Raw genomic sequence first — 18,039 nt, 5'->3', positions numbered from 1 at the left:
GCCGGGTTCTTGCGGCCCCATGCTCATTAAATATAAAAAGCCAGCCGCAAAGAGGCTGGCTTTTGTGCGTTTGGATAGAGAGGAGATTACTCGGCCAAAGCCTCTTTTGTAATCTGTTCGATGTCAATCGGAGATTTAACGCCCTGCGAGACGAGGTCGGGGAGAATATGAGCGAGGAAGTAATCGACGCAATGAAGCTTGATTTCTTTGATTTTAATAAGCGCCGACCGGTACATCACGATAAATTCCTTTTCGGTATTTCCAAGCTGCAGTTCGATAAAAGCCTCGTAAATTTGATCCAGCTTATCCGCCACCTCAAGAATTTGGCCCTCCACGGACTGGTCCTTTCCTTCGCGGAGCTGTCTGCGGAAAGTGGGCTTGAACTCCTCCGGAATATGATCGTCGATAAAATGCGCGACCATGCCTTCTTCTACCTGCAGCAGCATCGAGCGGAGCTCCATGGAGTAATGCTTAACGGGCGTCTTGATATCTCCGATAAAGATTTCGCCATAGTCATGGCTGCTCGTAATCTCATAGAGCTTCTTCCAATCCACCGCGACACCGTTCATTTCTTCAATATCCGCCAAAGTCTTCGCGTATTGAACGACCTTCCAGGAATGCTCGGCTACGCTATGCGCCTGAAATTTGAATTTCCCCGGGCAGCGAATAATCCTCTCGAGGTCGGTAAGCGACTGAAAGTACGTATGAATTCCCATAGGCTGAATTCCTTTCTTGGAATAAGGTAGTTTATATTCTGCTGCACGGCTCCAGTATATATCCCAATTGTTATTGGATCGTTAAGAATACAAGGAAAATAATGTATGGCGGCTGATTTGTATAATTAACAAGGAAAAATAGTCGAATGTTTATTGTGTTTTCGCGATATATAATTTGTTATGATAATACCTAGTGCTTGTAGAAACTGATTAGGAGATAACATAATGAATACACATGGCATTCCATTGGAAGGTTTTGCGGCGTTCAGCAGGAAGGTAGCGGCGGAAGGCGCGGTGCTGCTTAAGAATGACGGACAAGTGCTTCCGGTTCGAACCGGTGAAAGCGTTGCAATCTTTGGCCGGACGCAGGTGAATTATTACCGCAGCGGTACAGGGTCGGGCGGCAGCGTAAACGTCACCCATACGACAAACCTGCTGGACGGCATGAGAAGCAAGAAGAACGTTAAAGTTAACGAAGAGCTGGCGGCCGTATACGAGAAATGGATTGAGCAGAATCCTTTCGATAACGGCGGAGGCGGCTGGGCGGCGGAGCCTTGGCATCAGAAGGAAATGCCGCTGTCGGCAGAGCTCGTATCGCAGGCGAGAAGCCAATCGGATAAGGCGATTGTAGTCATAGGACGTACGGCAGGAGAAGATCAGGACAATGCGGCAAAGCCGGGAAGCTATCTGCTGACGGATGAAGAGATCGCTATGCTGCAAGCCGTTGCGGCACAGTTCGAGCAAACGGCGGTCGTGCTGAACGTATCCAACATTATCGATATGAGCTGGTTAAACAATATTGAAATGAAATCGATTCCATCCGTTATTTACGCTTGGCAAGGCGGTATGGAGGGCGGCAACGCGATTGCCGACGTGCTGGTTGGAGACGTAACGCCAAGCGGCAAATTAACGGATACGATCGCTTATTCGATTGACGATTATCCGTCTACGCGCAACTACGGCAATGAGCTCAACAACTTGTACGAAGAAGATATTTATGTCGGCTACCGCTACTTCGAGACGTTTGCGCCGGAGAAGGTTCAGTTCGAATTTGGCTATGGCCTGTCTTACACAACCTTCGCCAGCGTGCCGGAGCAGGCTAAGCTTGCGGTTAAGGACGGGCAAGAGTGTATCGAGCTTGGTGTTACGGTGACTAATACAGGTAAGGTCTATCCGGGCAAAGAAACGGTGCAGGTCTACTATGAAGCGCCGCAAGGGCTGCTGGGCAAGCCGGCAAAATCACTCGTTGCATTCGCCAAGACAAAAGAGCTTCAACCAGGCGAATCGCAGCGGCTAACGTTAAGCTTCCCGGTTCATGCGATGGCCTCCTATGATGATGCAGGCGTAACGGGACATTCTTCCGCTTACGTGCTGGAAGCGGGGACGTACCGTATCTTTGCCGGGAACAGCGTCCGGAATGTCTCGGTTGCAGCCGTGGACGGGAAAGAAGGCTATATTGTAGAAACCCTTCAAGTGGTGGAGCAGCTCGCGGAAGCGATGGCACCAACGGTCGGCTTCACGCGGTTGAAGCCTGGCGCCCGCAAGGAAGACGGCACGTACGAGCTGACTTCCGCTGAAGTGCCGGTTCGCAAGATTTCCCTTGCGGAGCGGATCGAGAAGAATCTGCCGGCGAGTCTCGCGCAGACCGGTGATCAAGGCTATAAGCTGCAGGATGTAGCGGACGGCAATGTAAGCATGGAGGCCTTCATCTCACAGCTGAATGATGAGGATCTAGCCGCAATCGTCCGAGGCGAAGGCATGTCCAGCCCGAAGGTGACGGCAGGAACGGCATCGGCTTTTGGCGGGGTTAGCGAAAATCTGCTTGGCTACGGCATTCCGGTTGCCTGTACGGCGGACGGTCCATCGGGTATCCGCATGGACAGCGGTCATAAAGCTACGCAGGTTGCAATCGGCACCTTGCTTGCAGCTACCTGGAATACGGAGCTTGTAGAAGAGCTGTATGTGCTGGAGGGGCGAGAGCTGCTAAGCAACGATATTGATGCCCTCCTTGGACCGGGTCTTAATATCCGCCGCAGTCCGCTCAACGGACGCAACTTCGAATATTTCTCGGAGGATCCGCTGGTATCTGGAGCTTTTGCAGCAGCATGTACGAGAGGAATTAGAAAAGGCGGCTCGAATGCGACGCTGAAGCATTTCGCCTGCAACAACCAGGAGCAGTACCGTCACCGCGTGAACGCGGTTGTATCGGAGCGCGCTCTTCGCGAAATTTATTTGAAAGGGTTCGAGATTGCCGTCAAAGAGGGCGGAGCCAATTCGATCATGACCTCCTACAATCCGATTAACGGCCATTGGGCGGCCTCCAACTATGATCTGAACACAACGATTTTACGCGGCGAATGGGGCTTTAAAGGTATCGTTATGACCGACTGGTGGGCGGTTATGAATGATGTTGCAGAGGGCGGCCAGGCTGACCGCAAGTTCACGAACTGGATGGTCCGTTCCCAGAACGATCTGTATATGGTTGTGTCCAACTACGGCGCGGAATCCAATGTATGGGGAGACAATACGCTGGAATCGCTGGAGGACGGAACCTTAACCCGCGGCGAGCTGCAGCGTTGCGCCATGAACATCTGCGATTTTATTATGAAGGCGCCGGTATTCGGAAGAGAGCTGGTGACGGAGGAGAAGGCAGAGCGGTTTGAGCCGGACGCGGATTTGTCCGCGCCGCAAGCGCAGTCGCTGACCAACCGTGCTCAGGTGGCGTTTACGGCGGGAGAGCCGGCTGTGATGAGGGTCGAGCAAAGCGGCGTATACCGGATTACGGTTCATCTGATGTCGACCGAGTTCGCTTGGGCGCAAAGCGCATGCAACGTGCTGATTAACGGCAAGCTGATGACTACCGTTCAGACCAATGGTACGGAAAGCGCCTGGATCCGACAGAAGCTGGTGAAGGTGGAGCTTCCGGAGGGCTTATACGAGCTTAAGCTGGATTTCGTAAAGCCGGGCATGCAGATTGACTGGATTGAGTTCGTGCAGGAATAAACGATGACCATAGAGAGGGACGCCTTCCTGGGCGTCCCTTTTCCAATTCTAAGTGTCTTACCTTGGCAGCCTTATTTGAAATTATTCCGTTGTCCGTGTATGGTAGAGTCAGCGAAAATTTTGGATTGTCTTCAGAAATCATACAATTAAAGGAATGGTGTAACGTTTTGGATGAATTAATAAAAGAATTGCAGCAGATGAACATTCAGTTTGCGATTAAAGGTGAGGTTAAGACCAGACTTGCTGATATTCTATCGCTTTTGACAAAGGACAAGCTGAATCTGCTGGCCGGCAATTACGAGATCAAAGGACGCTCCAAGCTGAAGAAACAGGAGCTTGCGGATGCGGTTCAGACCTCGATTATGGCTTCGGAAGAACTGAGAATGGCGCTGCTGATGGCTACCTCCCAAGAGTGGGGGCTAGTACAGAAGCTTCTGCCGGTTCCGTCGCTGCAGGACGATACGTTGGTTCCCGGCGCCTATATTTTTCTGATGAACGCAGGGCTTGTCTACTCGTTCTACGAAGAAGACAAGCTGTATTACGTGCTGCCCGAAGAAGTGAAGGAGGCATACGCGAAGGTTGTGAATCCGGCCTTGCTGAAGGAGCGCGAACGCTGCCAGCAGGTGTTCGACTATATTCTTGCGGCCACGAATTTATATGGAACATGCTCGTTTGATCAATTGATCGAGATCTATAATGCGCAGAATGAGGATCAGCTGAATGAGGAGGAGCTTGAACGCATCTGCCATTTGCTGACCCGCCGAGAGCAGAGCTGGCATGTAGAGGGCAACAGACTGCTTGCGGATTATTTCGATGAGGACAATCAGGAGGAGCTGGAAGAGCTGCTGGCGAGCGTTGCCGGCAAGCCTTACTATATCCCGGATAAACAAGAGTTTCTCCGCTATGCGGACTATGGCTATTATGAGGTAACGCCTCAATTGGCCGGGCTCGAGAAATATGTTCTCCAATATTTGTGCCCGGAGACGGAAGTTGTCCGGGATCTCATCTCGGAGATTCAATTCGACTGCTCCATGGCAAAACCGCTCGAAGAAATTATGATGGGCTTCGAGGCACGGGGAATCGATATTCCTTCAAGAGAGCAGCTGGAGATGGTTGTTCATCTGGTTATCAATGTCTACAACAATACCCGGATGTGGTCGAATGGCGGCTTCAAGCCTAACGAACTGGATTCGTCCGGAACAGGCGTTGCGTCTGTCAATAACGTCGTGCCGATGCAGCAGCGTGCCGTATCGGCCAAGGTTGGCCGAAATGAGCCTTGTCCATGCGGAAGCGGGAAAAAATATAAAAAATGCTGCGGCGCTTAATAGCATTGCGAGAACACCTTCAGCCTTTACGGTTGAAGGTGTTTTGTTTTTGCCCAATGGAGGAAAATGCCAAGTCTATGTCGAAACATAAGGGAAAATAGGGAAATTTGTAGGATGGCATTTGGAATAATTAGTCGAAGGGGTAAAGACAGCATGTATATGTTTCGGAGCCGGTTAATACTGAAGTTGTCTGTCATGATATTGGCGATCCTTGTTCTCCTCTCGTCTGCCTTGATCTACATTCAGGTTCAGAACACCAAGAAGGCAAGCGAGGAAGCGATCGGGAATTTCAATATTCATATGGCGGAGGCTTATGCCGGGCAGTTTGATGTAAGCGCTTATGCGGAATTTTTGAAGGACCGGCAGGAGAGCGATCTGTACTGGACGATCCGGGAGCAGATGAATGAGTACCGGGAACGTATCGGGGCGATGTATGTCTATACGGTGCAGATTAATGATAAGGGTGAGCCTATTCTGCTGATCGACGGGCAGCCGAAGGATTCGGATTCCGCTTCGCCGATTGGCGAGGTAACGGACATTCCGAAGGACGCCATCGAGAAGCTGAATAACGGAGAAACGGCCAAATCCGGCATTATCCGCAATGAGGAATACGGTGATTATATTTCCGCCTATGCTCCTTTGCGCGATGCAAGCGGGACGACGGTTGGAGTGCTTGGCATTGATACGGATGTATCGGTATCGAAAACGATTTACAAGGATGTTATTCGGAGCAGCATGCCGCTCTTTATCATCATGGGGGCGCTCACTCTGCTGGTCTTCTTGTTTATTGCCCTCTTCCTGTCACGCACGCTGAAACCTTTAGGGGCAATTGTAAAAGGGGCCGAAGCGATCGCCCAAGGCAATCTTGCGGAGGCGCGGCAGCAGCTTCAGGTAACGAAGGTAAAGTCGAAGGACGAGATTGGACAGGTCTATTCGGCCATGACGCAGATGATAGCGCGGTTGGGCGTTACGCTTGAGGATGTCGTCCGCGATATGGCTTTGACTACGCAGAGCATTGTTTATTCGACGGAGCAGTTCGGAACCGAAGCGGCACAGATGGTAGCGATGAACGAGCAGCTGGAGCATTCCGTAACGACGATGGCCGATGGCGCGCGCCATCAACGGATTGGGGCGGAGGAGAGCGCCAGCTCGATGGAGGATATCACGCAGGCGATTCAACGTGTATCCGAGGCTTCCATGCAGGTATCAAGCGTATCCCATGAAGCGCTGGAGTCGGCGGAGCATGGCAGGGAATCCATTCACGGGTTGCGACAGCAGGTCGAGCTGATGGCCTCGGTAGCCAAACAGACGGCAGACTCGGTGGAGCTTCTTCAGACCTATATGCAGCAGATTGAGCCGGTGCTTCAGTCGATTGCGAGCATCTCGGACCAGACGAAGCTGCTTGCGCTGAACGCTTCCATCGAAGCTGCTCGCGCAGGCGAGCACGGTTCGGGCTTCGCCATTGTAGCCGGAGAGGTACGCAAGCTGGCCGAAGCGTCCGCGATCTCGGCCTCCCAAGTAACATCTTTACTCGAACTGATTGGACAGGAGTCCATCCATATCGGCGAGAGAATGCAGGCGGGCAGCGTGGAGATGGTAAAAGGCACGGAGCTGTCGAGCCGGGTGGAAGCTTTGTTTGACCGGACGATGGATCAGTTCATTCATGTAAATAGCCAGATTCAGGAAATATCGGCAGCGGCCGAAGAAGTGCTGGCCGGCTCCGAGGAAGTAGCCGCCTCGGTTGAACAGATTGCCCAGATTTCCCGCACAACCGCAGACAGCTCGGCCACGCTGGAGCAGATGTCGAAGCATCAGCTGGAAGCAGCCAAGCGGATTGCGGACACAACTGAGCAATTAAAGAGCCGAAGCGCAGGCTTGGAAGCTGCGGTAGGCAAGTTTAAGCTCTAGCCCTGTATAATGAAAAGAAGCTCGGCCTCCTATGGCTGGGCTTCTTCTTCGTAATACACCTGCAGCGTGCTCAGTGAATGGACGATCCGGTCGATGACGGCTTGCGTTTGAAAGTATTTACGGTGGGATAAAGGCGTCCAGCTTAGCAGACCCGGGCACTCTACCTCGATATCCGCGGTGACGACTTTTTTATAGCTCTCGTTTAATGGCTTGATGGGATAGGCGATGACATCGTCGGTGTCGTAGAAGTTCACCCACTCGCCTATTCCAATTCCTTGAAGCGGGGGAGCGGGCACCGCAATCGGCACGCCAAAATCCTTAAAGCGCAAGGACCATACAGCAAGCGGACTGCCAAGCGTATAGAAATGAGTCAAGGTATCGCCATGCACAAGCTTGGACTCGCTTGCTCCGACAACCTCCGAGACTTTGGGCGTCAGCCGGTTATTTTGCAAATCGTGAAAAAAATTGCTCGATATGATAGACCCCAGGCTGTGAGAGATCATGCAGAGCGGAGCGTCTTGTCCTGCGAGATCGGACAGGCGCTGCAGGCATACGGCAAAACGCCGGTGAATCTCGTCATAAATATAATCATCGGGAGAGGGATCATTGTCGCGGGGAACAGCCTGGTAGGCAATGGCTTCGCCAAGCTGGTTAACGAAGAAGGGTCTTAATCGCATCCATTTGGCCCAGCGCAGCGGCTTGCCCCTAATCCGGCTCCATAACCGTTCCTCCAGCCGGCTCACAATATCTCCCCAATAGATGCCTTCCACGTGCAGCTTTACGCTCGGATTCACAATAGCCATCTGGGCACACAGATTGTTAGCCAGCTCGGCGTGGAAATTCTCCCTGCTCTGACCGATCCCATGTATGACAGCAACGGCAATTTTCACGGGGACAACCCCTTCCTATGCGCAGATCATACATTAATGTATTCGCATACATTCGCTTTCGTTAAAGCAGAAGCCCCGCTAGCTGTGAAGATAATGCGGTCCTGCAGGCGGTTCCCATCGGGAGTTACGTTTGTTATAGGGAAGGGCAATGGACTGCAGAGAATTGGAGTGAACTGGAGTGAGCTGGAGTGTACTGTACTGGAGAATGGCTACGCCGAAATGGTCTCTTTAAACTACGATGGATTTCATCCAACGTAGAGTAGGTTAAACGTATCTCTGCCCCGCCTACATTGGATTCGGTACAGTAAAATTCGCTTATATCGCTCAGTAACCTCGCTTTTGGGTGATTACACTGGAGTGAATCCAGCGTAGATTATTCCGAGCAGCAGAATAACGTAATTTTACTGGAGGGATTCCAACGTACGTTGCTGCGGGGTGCCGCTTGTTCGCCGCAGGGTGCAGGTTAAGGTCCCTTAGGGACCTTAACCTGACGAAATTGCTAGCCAGATAAGAGGATAAGGTCCCTAGGGGGCTTTAAAGTCTGCCGAATGCAGCAACTGCCGCCGATATTCGGCCGCTACAGGATCGTTAAGGTCCTTAGGGGACCTTAACCTAGCGAAATAGCTGGCTAGATAAGAGGATAGGGTCCCTAAGGGACCTTAACCATACCACCTCAAACGATAAGACCCTGGGAGGGTCTTATCCAACCAAAAAAATCCATCAAATAGTTCGATAAAGGATGCGCAGGGTCTTATTTCATGCGAATTTGGTGCAAGTGGGGCTGTCTTAAGCCAGCTACATTTTCCCGAAGAAGCCGATCACAAAGTCGCGGAAATGGACAGCCGCCTGCGACAGATAATGCATCCGGTTCCAGGCGATGCCGAAGGTGCGGCGGCAGACCGGGTCCGAGATCTTGAGCTGCACGGTGCCCGGGCTGGACGCCCGGTTGCCTAGCGACAGCGGAAGGGTAAAGGTGATGCCAAGGCCCATCTCGACAAGCGTCTGGATGGAACTGACCTCTTCAAGCTCGAAGGCGATCCGCGGCTCGAAGCCGGCTTTCCGGCAGAAGCCGTCCGTAATTTCGCGGAAGTTGGAGCGGGAGGAGAGCGAGATAAACGGCTCGTCCGCCGCTTCAATCAAGGAGATGCTCTCCCGCGAGGCGAAACGATGCCCCTTTGGCACCGTCAAGCACAGCTCCTCTTCCGCAAGGGTAAGCCACTCAATGTCAGGTCCGTTCATTTGCGTTGTGGAAATGCAGAAGTCGATGTCTGCGTTCTCAAGTTCGCTAAGCATGTCCGAGACGGAACCCAGCTGATGCTGGATAATTCGGACATGCGGATGCTGCGTCAGAAATTCCTTCAGCATCATGGGCAGCACATAAGGCAGCGTAACGGAGATGGACACGGTGCCATGCTCAAGACCGGCCATATCGGTAATTTCGCGTTCGCCTTCTTCAAGCTCGAGAAAGGCTCGTTCGACGCGTTTGAGATAAGTCTTGCCGAAGGCATTCAGCTTCACATGCCTGCCCTGCCGTTCGAAGAGAGGCAAGCCAAGCCGCTTCTCCAGCCGGTTGATGGAGTTGCTGAGCGACGGCTGCGACACATTCAGCTCTTTGGCGGCTTTCGTAATATGCTCATGCCGGGCGACGGCTTGAAAATATTTTAACTGGAGGAACTCCAAGCGGATCACTCTCCCTATATAACTTTCATGTGATGGTTTCATTATAAAATAAGTATTATACTTTATAAATTTCTGATTTTATAATGATTCAGCATATAGAGAAAGTTTCAAACAGGGATTGGAGAGCGTTGACCTTGCTTAGAGAGAAAATCTGGACGAGAAACTTCGTCACTATTTGCGTGAGCAGTTTTTTCATGTTCCTGACCTTTTATGTCCTGACGACCGCTTTTCCGCTGTATGTCCGGGATAGTCTGCACGGCGGCCAGCAGCAGATGGGTCTTGTCATTACGATTTATGTTATTGGCGGCGTGCTGATCCGGCCATTCTCCGGCCAATGGGTCGACCGCTTCGGCAAACGAAAAATGGCGATTATCGGGATGATTATTTTCCTGCTCGCCTGCCTCAGTTATTTCGGAACGAAAGGCATTATTCTGTTCCTTATCGTCCGCTTCATTCACGGCATGAGCTACGCGGTTGCTTCAACGGCGATGAGCACCGTTGCCGCAACGATCGTTCCCGTATCCCGGCAGGGTGAAGGAATGGGCTATTATACGATGTTTATGAGTATCGCGATGGTTGTCGGACCGGCGCTGGGGCTGTTCCTGTGGAAGGACCAGAATATTAACGTGCTGCTGCTTGCGATAGGCATCATTGCGGCATTGTCGCTTGGCTTTGTTTTTGTCTTAAGGATGCCGGGCGAAAAAGGGCTGAACACAGCGGCCGTTCAAGCCGCAGTTGCAACCGCCGATCCAATTGCGCCTGAGCAGCCGGCGAAAAATGGATTGCGTCTGAGCAGCTTCCTCGAGCCTGCGGCACTGCCGATCTCGCTGGTGGGCTTTATTCTTTCTTTTGCCTATAGCTCATTATCCAGCTTCATGGCCTCGTTTACGGATGAGATCCACCAGTCGCAGGTGACGGGCACCTTCTTTATGGTGTTTGCCGTGATGATCGTGGTCTTCCGGCCGGTTATCGGCAAAGTGTTCGACCGTTACAAGGAGCACTATTTGTATTATCCGGGCATTGGCCTGTTTGCGGTGGGCATGTTCCTGCTGAGCCAGGCGCATTCCGCGGCTATGGTATTGTTCGCCGGCGTCATTATGGGGATCGGCTATGGCGCCTTGCTGCCATGCTTCCAGACGCTTGCGATCAAGCTGTCGCCGGAGCATCGGCGGGGCAGCGCCAACGGCACTTTTTTTCTCATGTTTGACCTTGGTTACGGTCTAGGCTCGTATTTCATGGGGATGATCGCTTCCCTAACGGATTACCGGATGATGTACCTGGTGGCGGGCATTATAGCTGTCATTTGCGCCGGAGGTTACTACATTTTGCATCATCGCCCTCGGGCAAGGGAAGCTGTTCGCACGGAGCAAGCAAATGTTGCGTAAGGCATGGAATAGAAAAAGAAGGGCCGTAACGGGGCCTGATGCAAACAAAAACGGACTAGCGCAATGCGAGCGCTAGTCCGTTTTCGTTTGTTCATTTTTCGCCTTTTTGAGCTGATTTCGCTCGACATGGACTTTTCCCCACTGATGCAGGGACTCCAAAATCGGAGCCAGGCTTTTGCCGTATTCCGTGATGGAGTATTCCACTTTCGGCGGGATTTGCGGATAGATGACTCGTTTAACGATTTCTTCCTCTTCCAATTCGCGCAGATGGAGCGTAAGCATCCTTTGCGTGATATCGGGCAGCAATCTTCTTAGCTCATTGAACCGCAGAGGTTTGCCTTGAAGCAAATGATAAAGGATAATCGGCTTCCATTTGCCTACGATCGAATCCAGCGCCGCAACGAATTGACATTGAACAGGGTTCTTTTGCATACGTTCGCCTCCCCGCTTACAGTACCTTTTTTAATACTATACCACATTAATGTGCGTACTTAAAATAAGTGAGTATATATAATATGATTTACCTAGCAAATGAATTTCATTTCATAACAGAAGGGAAGTATCGAATTATGGCAACCGTATTGTACATTACCGCACATCCCCTTGATCCTGAGCAATCCTTTAGCCTCGCGGTAGGCAAGGAATTTATTGAAGCGTATCGTCAAGCAAATCCAACGGATGAAGTTATTCATTTGGATTTGTATAAAGAACATATTCCGCAATTTGATGGTGATGTTTTGAGAGGCTGGGAAAAGCTTCGGTCGGGTTCATCTCTCGATCAGCTGACGGATGGCGAGAAAACAAAGACAGCCCGTCTTGCGGAGGTTGTTGATCAATTCGTGGCTGCCGATAAGTACGTCTACGTGTCCCCGATGTGGAATTTCACGGTCCCGCCGGTATTGAAGGCATACACGGATGCGACTTCAATTCCGGGCAAGACTTTCAGATATACCGCGAGTGGTCCTGAAGGTTTGTTAACCGGTAAAAAAGCGTTACACATTCAAGCCAGCGGTTCCGTATATTCGGAGGGTCCTTTAGCTCCGCTTGAAATGGGCTACAGCTATTTGAAAAAGATTTTGCAGTTCTATGGGGTTGAAACCATCGAAGCCATTTTTATCGAAGGAACGGCATTACAATCACAGGAGCAAGCACCCGCTATCAAAGAAAAAGCAATCGCGCATGCGAAAGAGGTCGCCAAACGCTTCTAATAGATTGGTACCCCAATAAAAAATCCCCACTTACGTGGGGATTTTTTATTTCGTTTCGGCTTCCTCAGCCTTGCGGCCTTCGCCGTATAGCTCGTTCAAATGTTGGATATGCATAGTGCCCCAATTATTAATCGCTTCCAGGAGAGGGGTCATTTTCATCCCGTATTCCGTAATCGAATATTCAACCTTTGGAGGGATCTGCATATAAATTTTCCGGTGCACGATGTCGTGGTATTCCAATTCTCTCAGCTGAGAGGTCAGCATTTTCTTCGTAATGTCAGGCAGCGCGCGTTGGAGCTCGCTGAACCGCATCGTACCGTTAGTGAACAGCTGATATAAAATAACAGGCTTCCATTTCCCGACTAAAATTTCTAATGCGGTCTCTACCCGGCTGCAGCTTTCGTCTGCCATAATTCCTCCAATCCCAAGCGGGGCTTAAGGTTTCTTTTTGGATACTAGGTTTATTTGAGGTGCCTACTTCCGCTGCATAACCCTTGGGTTTATTATATCGCTATAAACAAGACGTAATCAAGGAGGATGTATGATATGAATATTGCATTGTGGATCGCACAAGCGTTGTTGGCTTTAATGTTTATTCCGGCGGGTGTAATGAAAACCTTCCAGCCTAATAAAGTGAAAAGCACGATGCCGTGGGCAAAGGATGCTTCCACAGGCTATGTTGCTTTTATCGGCTTGTCCGAGCTGCTTGGCGGATTGGGATTAATTGTTCCGTGGGCAACCGATATCGCGCCGGTTCTGACGCCAATCGCGGCAATCGGAATCGCGGTCATTATGCTGTTTGCCGCCGTGTTCCATGCCAGACGCGCGGAATACAGCAGCATCGGCATGAATATCATTATGCTTGCCATAGCTTTGTTTGTGGCAATCGGCCGGTTCTAAGCGCCGAATGAAAGAAGGAGGGTGCTGCGCGAGGCAGTACCCTCCTTCTATTTTTCGCTACATCATAATGGATCGCACAACGCTGTAGATCTTGTTATCCAGCAGCTTGCCGTATGGCGCAAGAGCCGGCTGATGGAGCGCGCCGAGGAACGAGGATGGCCGGTCAAACGATATAATGGCCCCGCGCGGGCTGCCATTATCGTACAAGGTGACGCGGAACGGAACGTACAGGCCGGCTCTTCGGTCGATAGCAAGAATAGGCTCCGCGATAAGCGGATTGCCTACCAGATACAGACGGCTTTTCTTGCTGCCGTTCTGAAGCGACAGGAGCTCCCCTTGATTCACCTCAGAGAAAATCATCAGCCCATGCGGGCCTTCCATCTGTTTAACAGCTGATTCTACCTGTTTCCAGGAAGCCTGCTGCTGGACCAGCTGGTTCCCCATGTCCGGAACCCATCTTCCCATCTGCCGTTCAAATGCGGCGACAAGCGCTTCATAAGAAAGTCCTGTCGGGATATCGTCTCTTACGATCATCGCATAACCAGCCGTTATTGGCTCTCCGTGTCTCATCCGCGATCCTCCTTTTTTGCCGGGATAAGCAGTCAGCAAATTGTATGAGAGGAGGTGGAGGCATATGACAGCGAATTAGGAAAGTCCAAGCATCCGGAGGGCAAGCTTGACGCTGCTGTGCTGCTGCTGGTCGGTTAAATAGGTGGCATATGCCCGGATCGACGGCGCCTTGAAGGTGCAAGACAGCTCGAACAAAGCCTGCGAATCGAGATAAGGCTGCGCAATGGAGCGGGGCAGGAAGCCGAATCGGCCTCCTTGCAGCAGAATCGTCAGCATAATGGAGGAATGATCGATCTCCAGGGAGGTAACATAACCCGTGCCTGCAAGATCTGCGAACCACTCCGGAAAAGGAATCCCCCACGCCAGGTGGCAATAATCCGGGGATCGGAAATCCTCTTGCCGCATAACGCCGGCTTTAGGCTGCTTGGACACGAGCAGGAGCTCCTCCTCGAACAGCAGCTGCCGGGTCACCTTTGGATGCTCGGGCGGATCAAACCGGATCGCAAGATGCACCATACCATCGAGGAGCAGATCGCGAACCATATAGCTGGGGTCGATATGACTGAAGAATTTCACGGCGACCTGCGGATTGTCGCGCTTGAAGGCAAGAATCCGGGACAAATACCGGTAGTGCCATACCGAGCCCGGACCGCTCATTACAACCGAATGCTCGAACGTATCCGACAGCGTCAGCTTGCTCTCTTCGAACAACCTGAGCATTCTTTCGGCATAAGGGTAAAAGGCGATGCCTCCTTGAGTCAGGCTCACATTCCGGTTATCCCGCCGGAAAAGCTCTTTGCCGACCGCGGCCTCGAGTGCCTTAATCCTTGCGGTTATAGCCGATTGGGAGATATGGAGATGCTCAGCCGCCTTCGTAAAGTTAAGGAGATGGGCGATTGCGATAAACGCTTCAAGCTGCGAAGAATCCATATGAACGATAACGCCCTTTCACTATTGAAAATATGAATCGCAATGACCAATATTATTCGTTATACAAATCATAACTATGCCATTATGATGAGTCTATAGGCAAGCTCTGAAAGAAAAAGGGAGGGAATACAGTATGAGCAATAGTATGGTTATCGAACAATTAACGTCGTTAGAGACTTCGCTTGAGGAGCTAGCGGATTTGCTTGTCCACGTGGTGGAGGACGGGGCATCCGTCGGGTTCCTTCCGCCGCTCAGCCAAGAGGAAGCGATAGAATATTGGAGGAGCGTTCCGGATCCGGAGGTGATGCTGTTTGCAGCCAAGGTTGACGGACGGCTTGCAGCCACGGTACAGCTGCAGCTATGCGGCAAAGCGAACGGCTCTCACCGTGCGGAAATTGCTAAGCTGATGACTCATCCGGAATACCGCCGCAGAGGGATTGCCCGGAAGCTGATGCTTGCGGCGGAGGAAGCGGCGCTTGGGGAGAATCGGTCTCTGCTTGTATTGGACACGAGAGAAGGAGATCCTTCCAATCTGCTGTACATGTCCCTTGGCTACCAGCTGGCGGGGCGTATTCCGGATTTCGCGAGATCGGCTGACGGAAGCCTGGATGCCACGATGATTTATTACAAGAATATCGGCCGCTGACGGTGGCATAGGAACAACCAACCCCGGACCTTACAAGGCCGGGGTTTTCCGTTTGCCGCCCGGCTTCCACACGGAAAGAATATACATGACGATAATGGATGCCGTCTGCAAAGCAATGCCGATTATAAGCCAGGTATGATGGACGGTTAGGCTTCCGTTGTCGTTCAATCCCCGCAAGGTCCATTCGTATAATCCGATAAAGCCGATACCGATAGCAAGCAGGGTAAGCACCTCTTTGGCAATTACCCAATAATACCGGAACAGTCCCCAGGAGGTCAGCGCCGACAGCGCAATGCCGGTTACCGTGGTGCCAATCGTAGAGGCGCGTACGCTGGTACCGGCCAGGATGTGCATAATGGTGTAGCAGGACCTCAGCACGGCTGCATCATCCGTAACGGATGCAGTTAAGGCCAGAATAATAAACGCAACCTGCACGCCAAACATAATTGCCGCAAAAAGAATATGAAGCAGGAGTAAAATCCGCCGCTGCTGCAAGGTGATTTTTTTCAAGCGTTCCATTCCTCCCCCTTAAATATTGAACCGGTACCCGACTCCCCAGATCGTCTCGACATATTGAGGCTTCGACGGGTCGCGCTCGATCTTCTCCCGCAGCTTGCTGATGTGGACGGTAACCGTTGCGTGATCGCTGCCGATCGCATCCATTCCCCAAATCTGCTCGAACAGATCCTCTTTCCGGAAGACACGGTTCGGATGGGTGACGAGATAGAGGAGCAGATCGTATTCCTTGGCGGTAAAAGGCACCTCGCGCTCGTTGACGAACACCCGGCGGGATTGCTTCTCGATCCGGATGCCGTTCAGCCGCAGCTCATCTCGGAACTTTCCGTTTTGACCTTGTCCGACCAGCCGTTCATAGCGCGACAGATGAGCCTTCACCCGGGCTACCAGCTCGCCAAGGCCAAACGGCTTCAGGATGTAATCATCCGCCCCAAGTCCAAAGCCGCGGATCTTATCGATCTCTTCCTTCTTAGCCGACACGATAAGGATAGGGACATTACTCTCTTCGCGAATCCGGCGGCAAACCTCGTAACCGTCCATGGACGGCAGCATCAAATCCAGCAGGATGAGATCATACTCGCCTTGAAGCGCCAGCTCCAGGCCCGAATCGCCACGGTCGGCAATATCGACCTCAAAGCCGTGGGCGAGCAGATAATCCTTCTGCACCTCGGCAATAACCGGATCATCTTCAATAATCAAAATCCGTTTCATTGTATACCTCCATTCTCCGGCTTCGCTGCAGGAAAACGAAGCTGTATCGTTGTTCCTTCACCTTGCTGGCTGGCAGCCGCCGCGGTTCCGCCATGAGCTTCTATAATTTGCTTCACAATGGCGAGGCCAAGTCCGCTGTTGCCTTTGCCCGGGCTCCGCGAGGACTGCGCCCGGAAGAACCGGTCGAATACGCGGGGCAGAGCATCGGCCGGAATGCCCTCGCCGTTGTCCCGTATTTGCAGGAGATACAAGCCGCCAGGCTCTTCATCAAGCGAGAATTGCAGCTTTTTCGTCTCCCCCTTCATATATTGGAGGCTGTTGTCGGCCAGATTCATAAGCGCGCGGTGGAGCTTCTGCCGGTCTGCTTGGATAAGGATCTGCTCCGTGCCTGCGCTTGGTGTGAAGGTAACCTCCGTACCGCTGAAGCGGGGATCAAGCCGCAATTCGTTAACGAGCTGAATCATATAGGCCGTTAAATCAACCGTATCCCAATGGAAAGGCAGTTTGCCCGTATCCAGAGTCGAATACAGCTGCAGCTCCTCGATCATCCGGTTCATCTCTGCTATTTTGCCGGCAATCATTTGCACGTACTTTTGCCGTTTTCCTTCCGTATCGGCAATGCCGTCCCGAAGGCAATCCGTGCAGCCTTGAATGGCGGTTATCGGCGTCTTCAGATCATGGGAGATGTTCGCTAGAAGCTCCTTCCGGCCTTGCTCCAGCTCAAGCTGGGCTCCCAAGGAGGCCTGAAGGCGAACGCGCATTTCTTCAAACGCCGCCCCAAGCTGCCCGATCTCGTCCTGCCTCCGCAGCTGAATGGGATGGTTCAGATCGCCTTCCCGGATCTGGCCGGCTGCTTCCTTCAAGGCATACAGCGGCTTAATGATGCTGCGAGAGACAAAATAGGTAAGCAGGCCATTGGTGACGATAAGCGCTCCGAGCAGGGTAAGCAGTACCAGCGGTAAGAGCCGCTTGAAGAAGTCCGCGACCGGCTTCATATCGGAGACAATGACTAGCTTGCCGCTGCTGCCGTCCGGACTCAGAAATGGGATCGTGTCCCATTGGTTGCCGCTTGGCGGACCGGGATGCTCCGCTTTCATGCGCCCGTCAGACAGGTTAGCCAGAATTTTATCCGTGGGCAATCCGGGCGAGGCATACGCTACTTCATCATTCCGGATGACGATCATCCCGGACTCGACCTCCTGGAGCTTCGCTCCTGTATCCGTTAGGAATGCCTGATCGAACAGCAGTTTGGGATCATGCTCGGCGATGAACTTTAGGCCGGAAGCTAGCTCATTGCGTCCCATAAACAGCTCGCGGATGGAGCCGAGCGGGAACGAATGCCCGGATTTCCCGCCTGCTCCGGCACCCGGAAGGGCGTCTTTTATGAGCAGATTCCCCAGCAGTGCGATCGTCAGCCCAAACAAAAGGATGGGAACAGCGATCATGGCCGCGTAGGAGAGAATCAGTTTTTTTCGGATGGACATAACTCCATGCACCTCATTTCTCTATCATTGTAGCCTGCCCGTTCAAATTTTCTATAAAATAAGTCTGAAAAAAGTATAAATTAATGAGGTATACATTTATTTCACAACTCCGTTATACTACAGTCGAATGTATCCATTTAAGCGAAAACCATTGGCAATGGCCTTAT

General features: G+C 51.9%; 17 protein-coding genes. 7 read left to right on the top strand and 10 right to left on the bottom strand.

Features of this window, described 5'->3' with window-relative positions:
- Positions 1 to 86: 86 nt before the first annotated feature.
- Positions 87 to 716 (bottom strand): YfbR-like 5'-deoxynucleotidase, encoded by a 630-nt coding sequence (locus WFK81_RS24245; protein WP_336775864.1) that lies wholly within the window; start codon positions 714 to 716, stop codon positions 87 to 89.
- Between the two features lie 225 nt (positions 717 to 941).
- Here WFK81_RS24245 and WFK81_RS24240 point away from each other — a divergent pair, with 225 nt between their 5' ends.
- From WFK81_RS24240 to WFK81_RS24230, 3 genes are all read left to right on the top strand, one after another.
- On the top strand, positions 942 to 3,719 hold the full coding sequence (locus WFK81_RS24240; protein ID WP_336789194.1) for a glycoside hydrolase family 3 C-terminal domain-containing protein: 2,778 nt from the start codon (positions 942 to 944) through the stop codon (positions 3,717 to 3,719).
- A 197-nt stretch (positions 3,720 to 3,916) separates the two neighbouring features.
- On the top strand, positions 3,917 to 5,044 hold the full coding sequence (locus tag WFK81_RS24235) for a YecA family protein (RefSeq protein ID WP_336789193.1): 1,128 nt from the start codon (positions 3,917 to 3,919) through the stop codon (positions 5,042 to 5,044).
- Between the two features lie 195 nt (positions 5,045 to 5,239).
- A complete protein-coding gene (locus WFK81_RS24230; RefSeq protein WP_336789192.1) occupies positions 5,240 to 6,952 on the top strand; it encodes a methyl-accepting chemotaxis protein in 1,713 nt (570 codons plus the stop codon).
- 29 nt (positions 6,953 to 6,981) lie between these two features.
- Here the strand turns inward: WFK81_RS24230 and WFK81_RS24225 are convergent, their stop codons facing one another.
- Positions 6,982 to 7,842, bottom strand: a complete 861-nt coding sequence (locus WFK81_RS24225) for a chemotaxis protein (RefSeq protein WP_336789190.1) — start codon at positions 7,840 to 7,842, stop codon at positions 6,982 to 6,984.
- 795 nt (positions 7,843 to 8,637) lie between these two features.
- On the bottom strand, positions 8,638 to 9,522 hold the full coding sequence (locus tag WFK81_RS24220) for a LysR family transcriptional regulator (RefSeq protein ID WP_336789188.1): 885 nt from the start codon (positions 9,520 to 9,522) through the stop codon (positions 8,638 to 8,640).
- An 83-nt stretch (positions 9,523 to 9,605) separates the two neighbouring features.
- Between WFK81_RS24220 and WFK81_RS24215 the strand changes: the two genes are divergently transcribed.
- Positions 9,606 to 10,907, top strand: coding sequence for an MFS transporter (locus tag WFK81_RS24215; protein ID WP_336789186.1), 1,302 nt, complete (start codon positions 9,606 to 9,608; stop codon positions 10,905 to 10,907).
- A gap of 72 nt (positions 10,908 to 10,979) precedes the next feature.
- Here the strand turns inward: WFK81_RS24215 and WFK81_RS24210 are convergent, their stop codons facing one another.
- A complete protein-coding gene (locus WFK81_RS24210) occupies positions 10,980 to 11,339 on the bottom strand; it encodes a winged helix-turn-helix transcriptional regulator (protein WP_336789184.1) in 360 nt (119 codons plus the stop codon).
- 137 nt (positions 11,340 to 11,476) lie between these two features.
- Between WFK81_RS24210 and WFK81_RS24205 the strand changes: the two genes are divergently transcribed.
- On the top strand, positions 11,477 to 12,115 hold the full coding sequence (locus tag WFK81_RS24205) for an FMN-dependent NADH-azoreductase (protein ID WP_336789182.1): 639 nt from the start codon (positions 11,477 to 11,479) through the stop codon (positions 12,113 to 12,115).
- A gap of 45 nt (positions 12,116 to 12,160) precedes the next feature.
- Here the strand turns inward: WFK81_RS24205 and WFK81_RS24200 are convergent, their stop codons facing one another.
- Positions 12,161 to 12,526: a winged helix-turn-helix transcriptional regulator gene (locus WFK81_RS24200; protein ID WP_336789180.1), complete on the bottom strand. Its 366-nt coding sequence runs from the start codon at positions 12,524 to 12,526 to the stop codon at positions 12,161 to 12,163.
- 135 nt (positions 12,527 to 12,661) lie between these two features.
- On the opposite strand from WFK81_RS24200, the gene WFK81_RS24195 reads away from it, so the two are divergent.
- A complete protein-coding gene (locus WFK81_RS24195) occupies positions 12,662 to 13,015 on the top strand; it encodes a DoxX family protein (RefSeq protein ID WP_336789178.1) in 354 nt (117 codons plus the stop codon).
- Between the two features lie 57 nt (positions 13,016 to 13,072).
- Here the strand turns inward: WFK81_RS24195 and WFK81_RS24190 are convergent, their stop codons facing one another.
- Positions 13,073 to 13,585, bottom strand: a complete 513-nt coding sequence (locus WFK81_RS24190; protein ID WP_336789176.1) for a DUF302 domain-containing protein — start codon at positions 13,583 to 13,585, stop codon at positions 13,073 to 13,075.
- 75 nt (positions 13,586 to 13,660) lie between these two features.
- A complete protein-coding gene (locus tag WFK81_RS24185) occupies positions 13,661 to 14,515 on the bottom strand; it encodes a LysR family transcriptional regulator (RefSeq protein ID WP_336789174.1) in 855 nt (284 codons plus the stop codon).
- Positions 14,516 to 14,648: 133 nt separating this feature from the next.
- Between WFK81_RS24185 and WFK81_RS24180 the strand changes: the two genes are divergently transcribed.
- On the top strand, positions 14,649 to 15,161 hold the full coding sequence (locus WFK81_RS24180; protein WP_336789173.1) for a GNAT family N-acetyltransferase: 513 nt from the start codon (positions 14,649 to 14,651) through the stop codon (positions 15,159 to 15,161).
- A 30-nt stretch (positions 15,162 to 15,191) separates the two neighbouring features.
- Here the strand turns inward: WFK81_RS24180 and WFK81_RS24175 are convergent, their stop codons facing one another.
- Genes WFK81_RS24175 through WFK81_RS24165 form a run of 3 tightly spaced genes read right to left on the bottom strand, consistent with a single transcriptional unit; the run spans position 15,192 to position 17,872 of the window.
- Positions 15,192 to 15,680: a hypothetical protein gene (locus tag WFK81_RS24175; protein WP_336789172.1), complete on the bottom strand. Its 489-nt coding sequence runs from the start codon at positions 15,678 to 15,680 to the stop codon at positions 15,192 to 15,194.
- A 9-nt stretch (positions 15,681 to 15,689) separates the two neighbouring features.
- Positions 15,690 to 16,388: a response regulator transcription factor gene (locus tag WFK81_RS24170; protein WP_336789170.1), complete on the bottom strand. Its 699-nt coding sequence runs from the start codon at positions 16,386 to 16,388 to the stop codon at positions 15,690 to 15,692.
- Positions 16,385 to 17,872 (bottom strand): sensor histidine kinase, encoded by a 1,488-nt coding sequence (locus WFK81_RS24165; RefSeq protein WP_336789169.1) that lies wholly within the window; start codon positions 17,870 to 17,872, stop codon positions 16,385 to 16,387. Before WFK81_RS24165 ends, WFK81_RS24170 begins: the two co-directional genes overlap by 4 nt.
- Positions 17,873 to 18,039: the final 167 nt, after the last annotated feature.

Source organism: Paenibacillus sp. MMO-177, from assembly GCF_037147795.1.
In the GTDB taxonomy this organism is placed as follows: domain Bacteria; phylum Bacillota; class Bacilli; order Paenibacillales; family Paenibacillaceae; genus Pristimantibacillus.
This window is presented reverse-complemented; position numbering and strand designations above follow the sequence as displayed.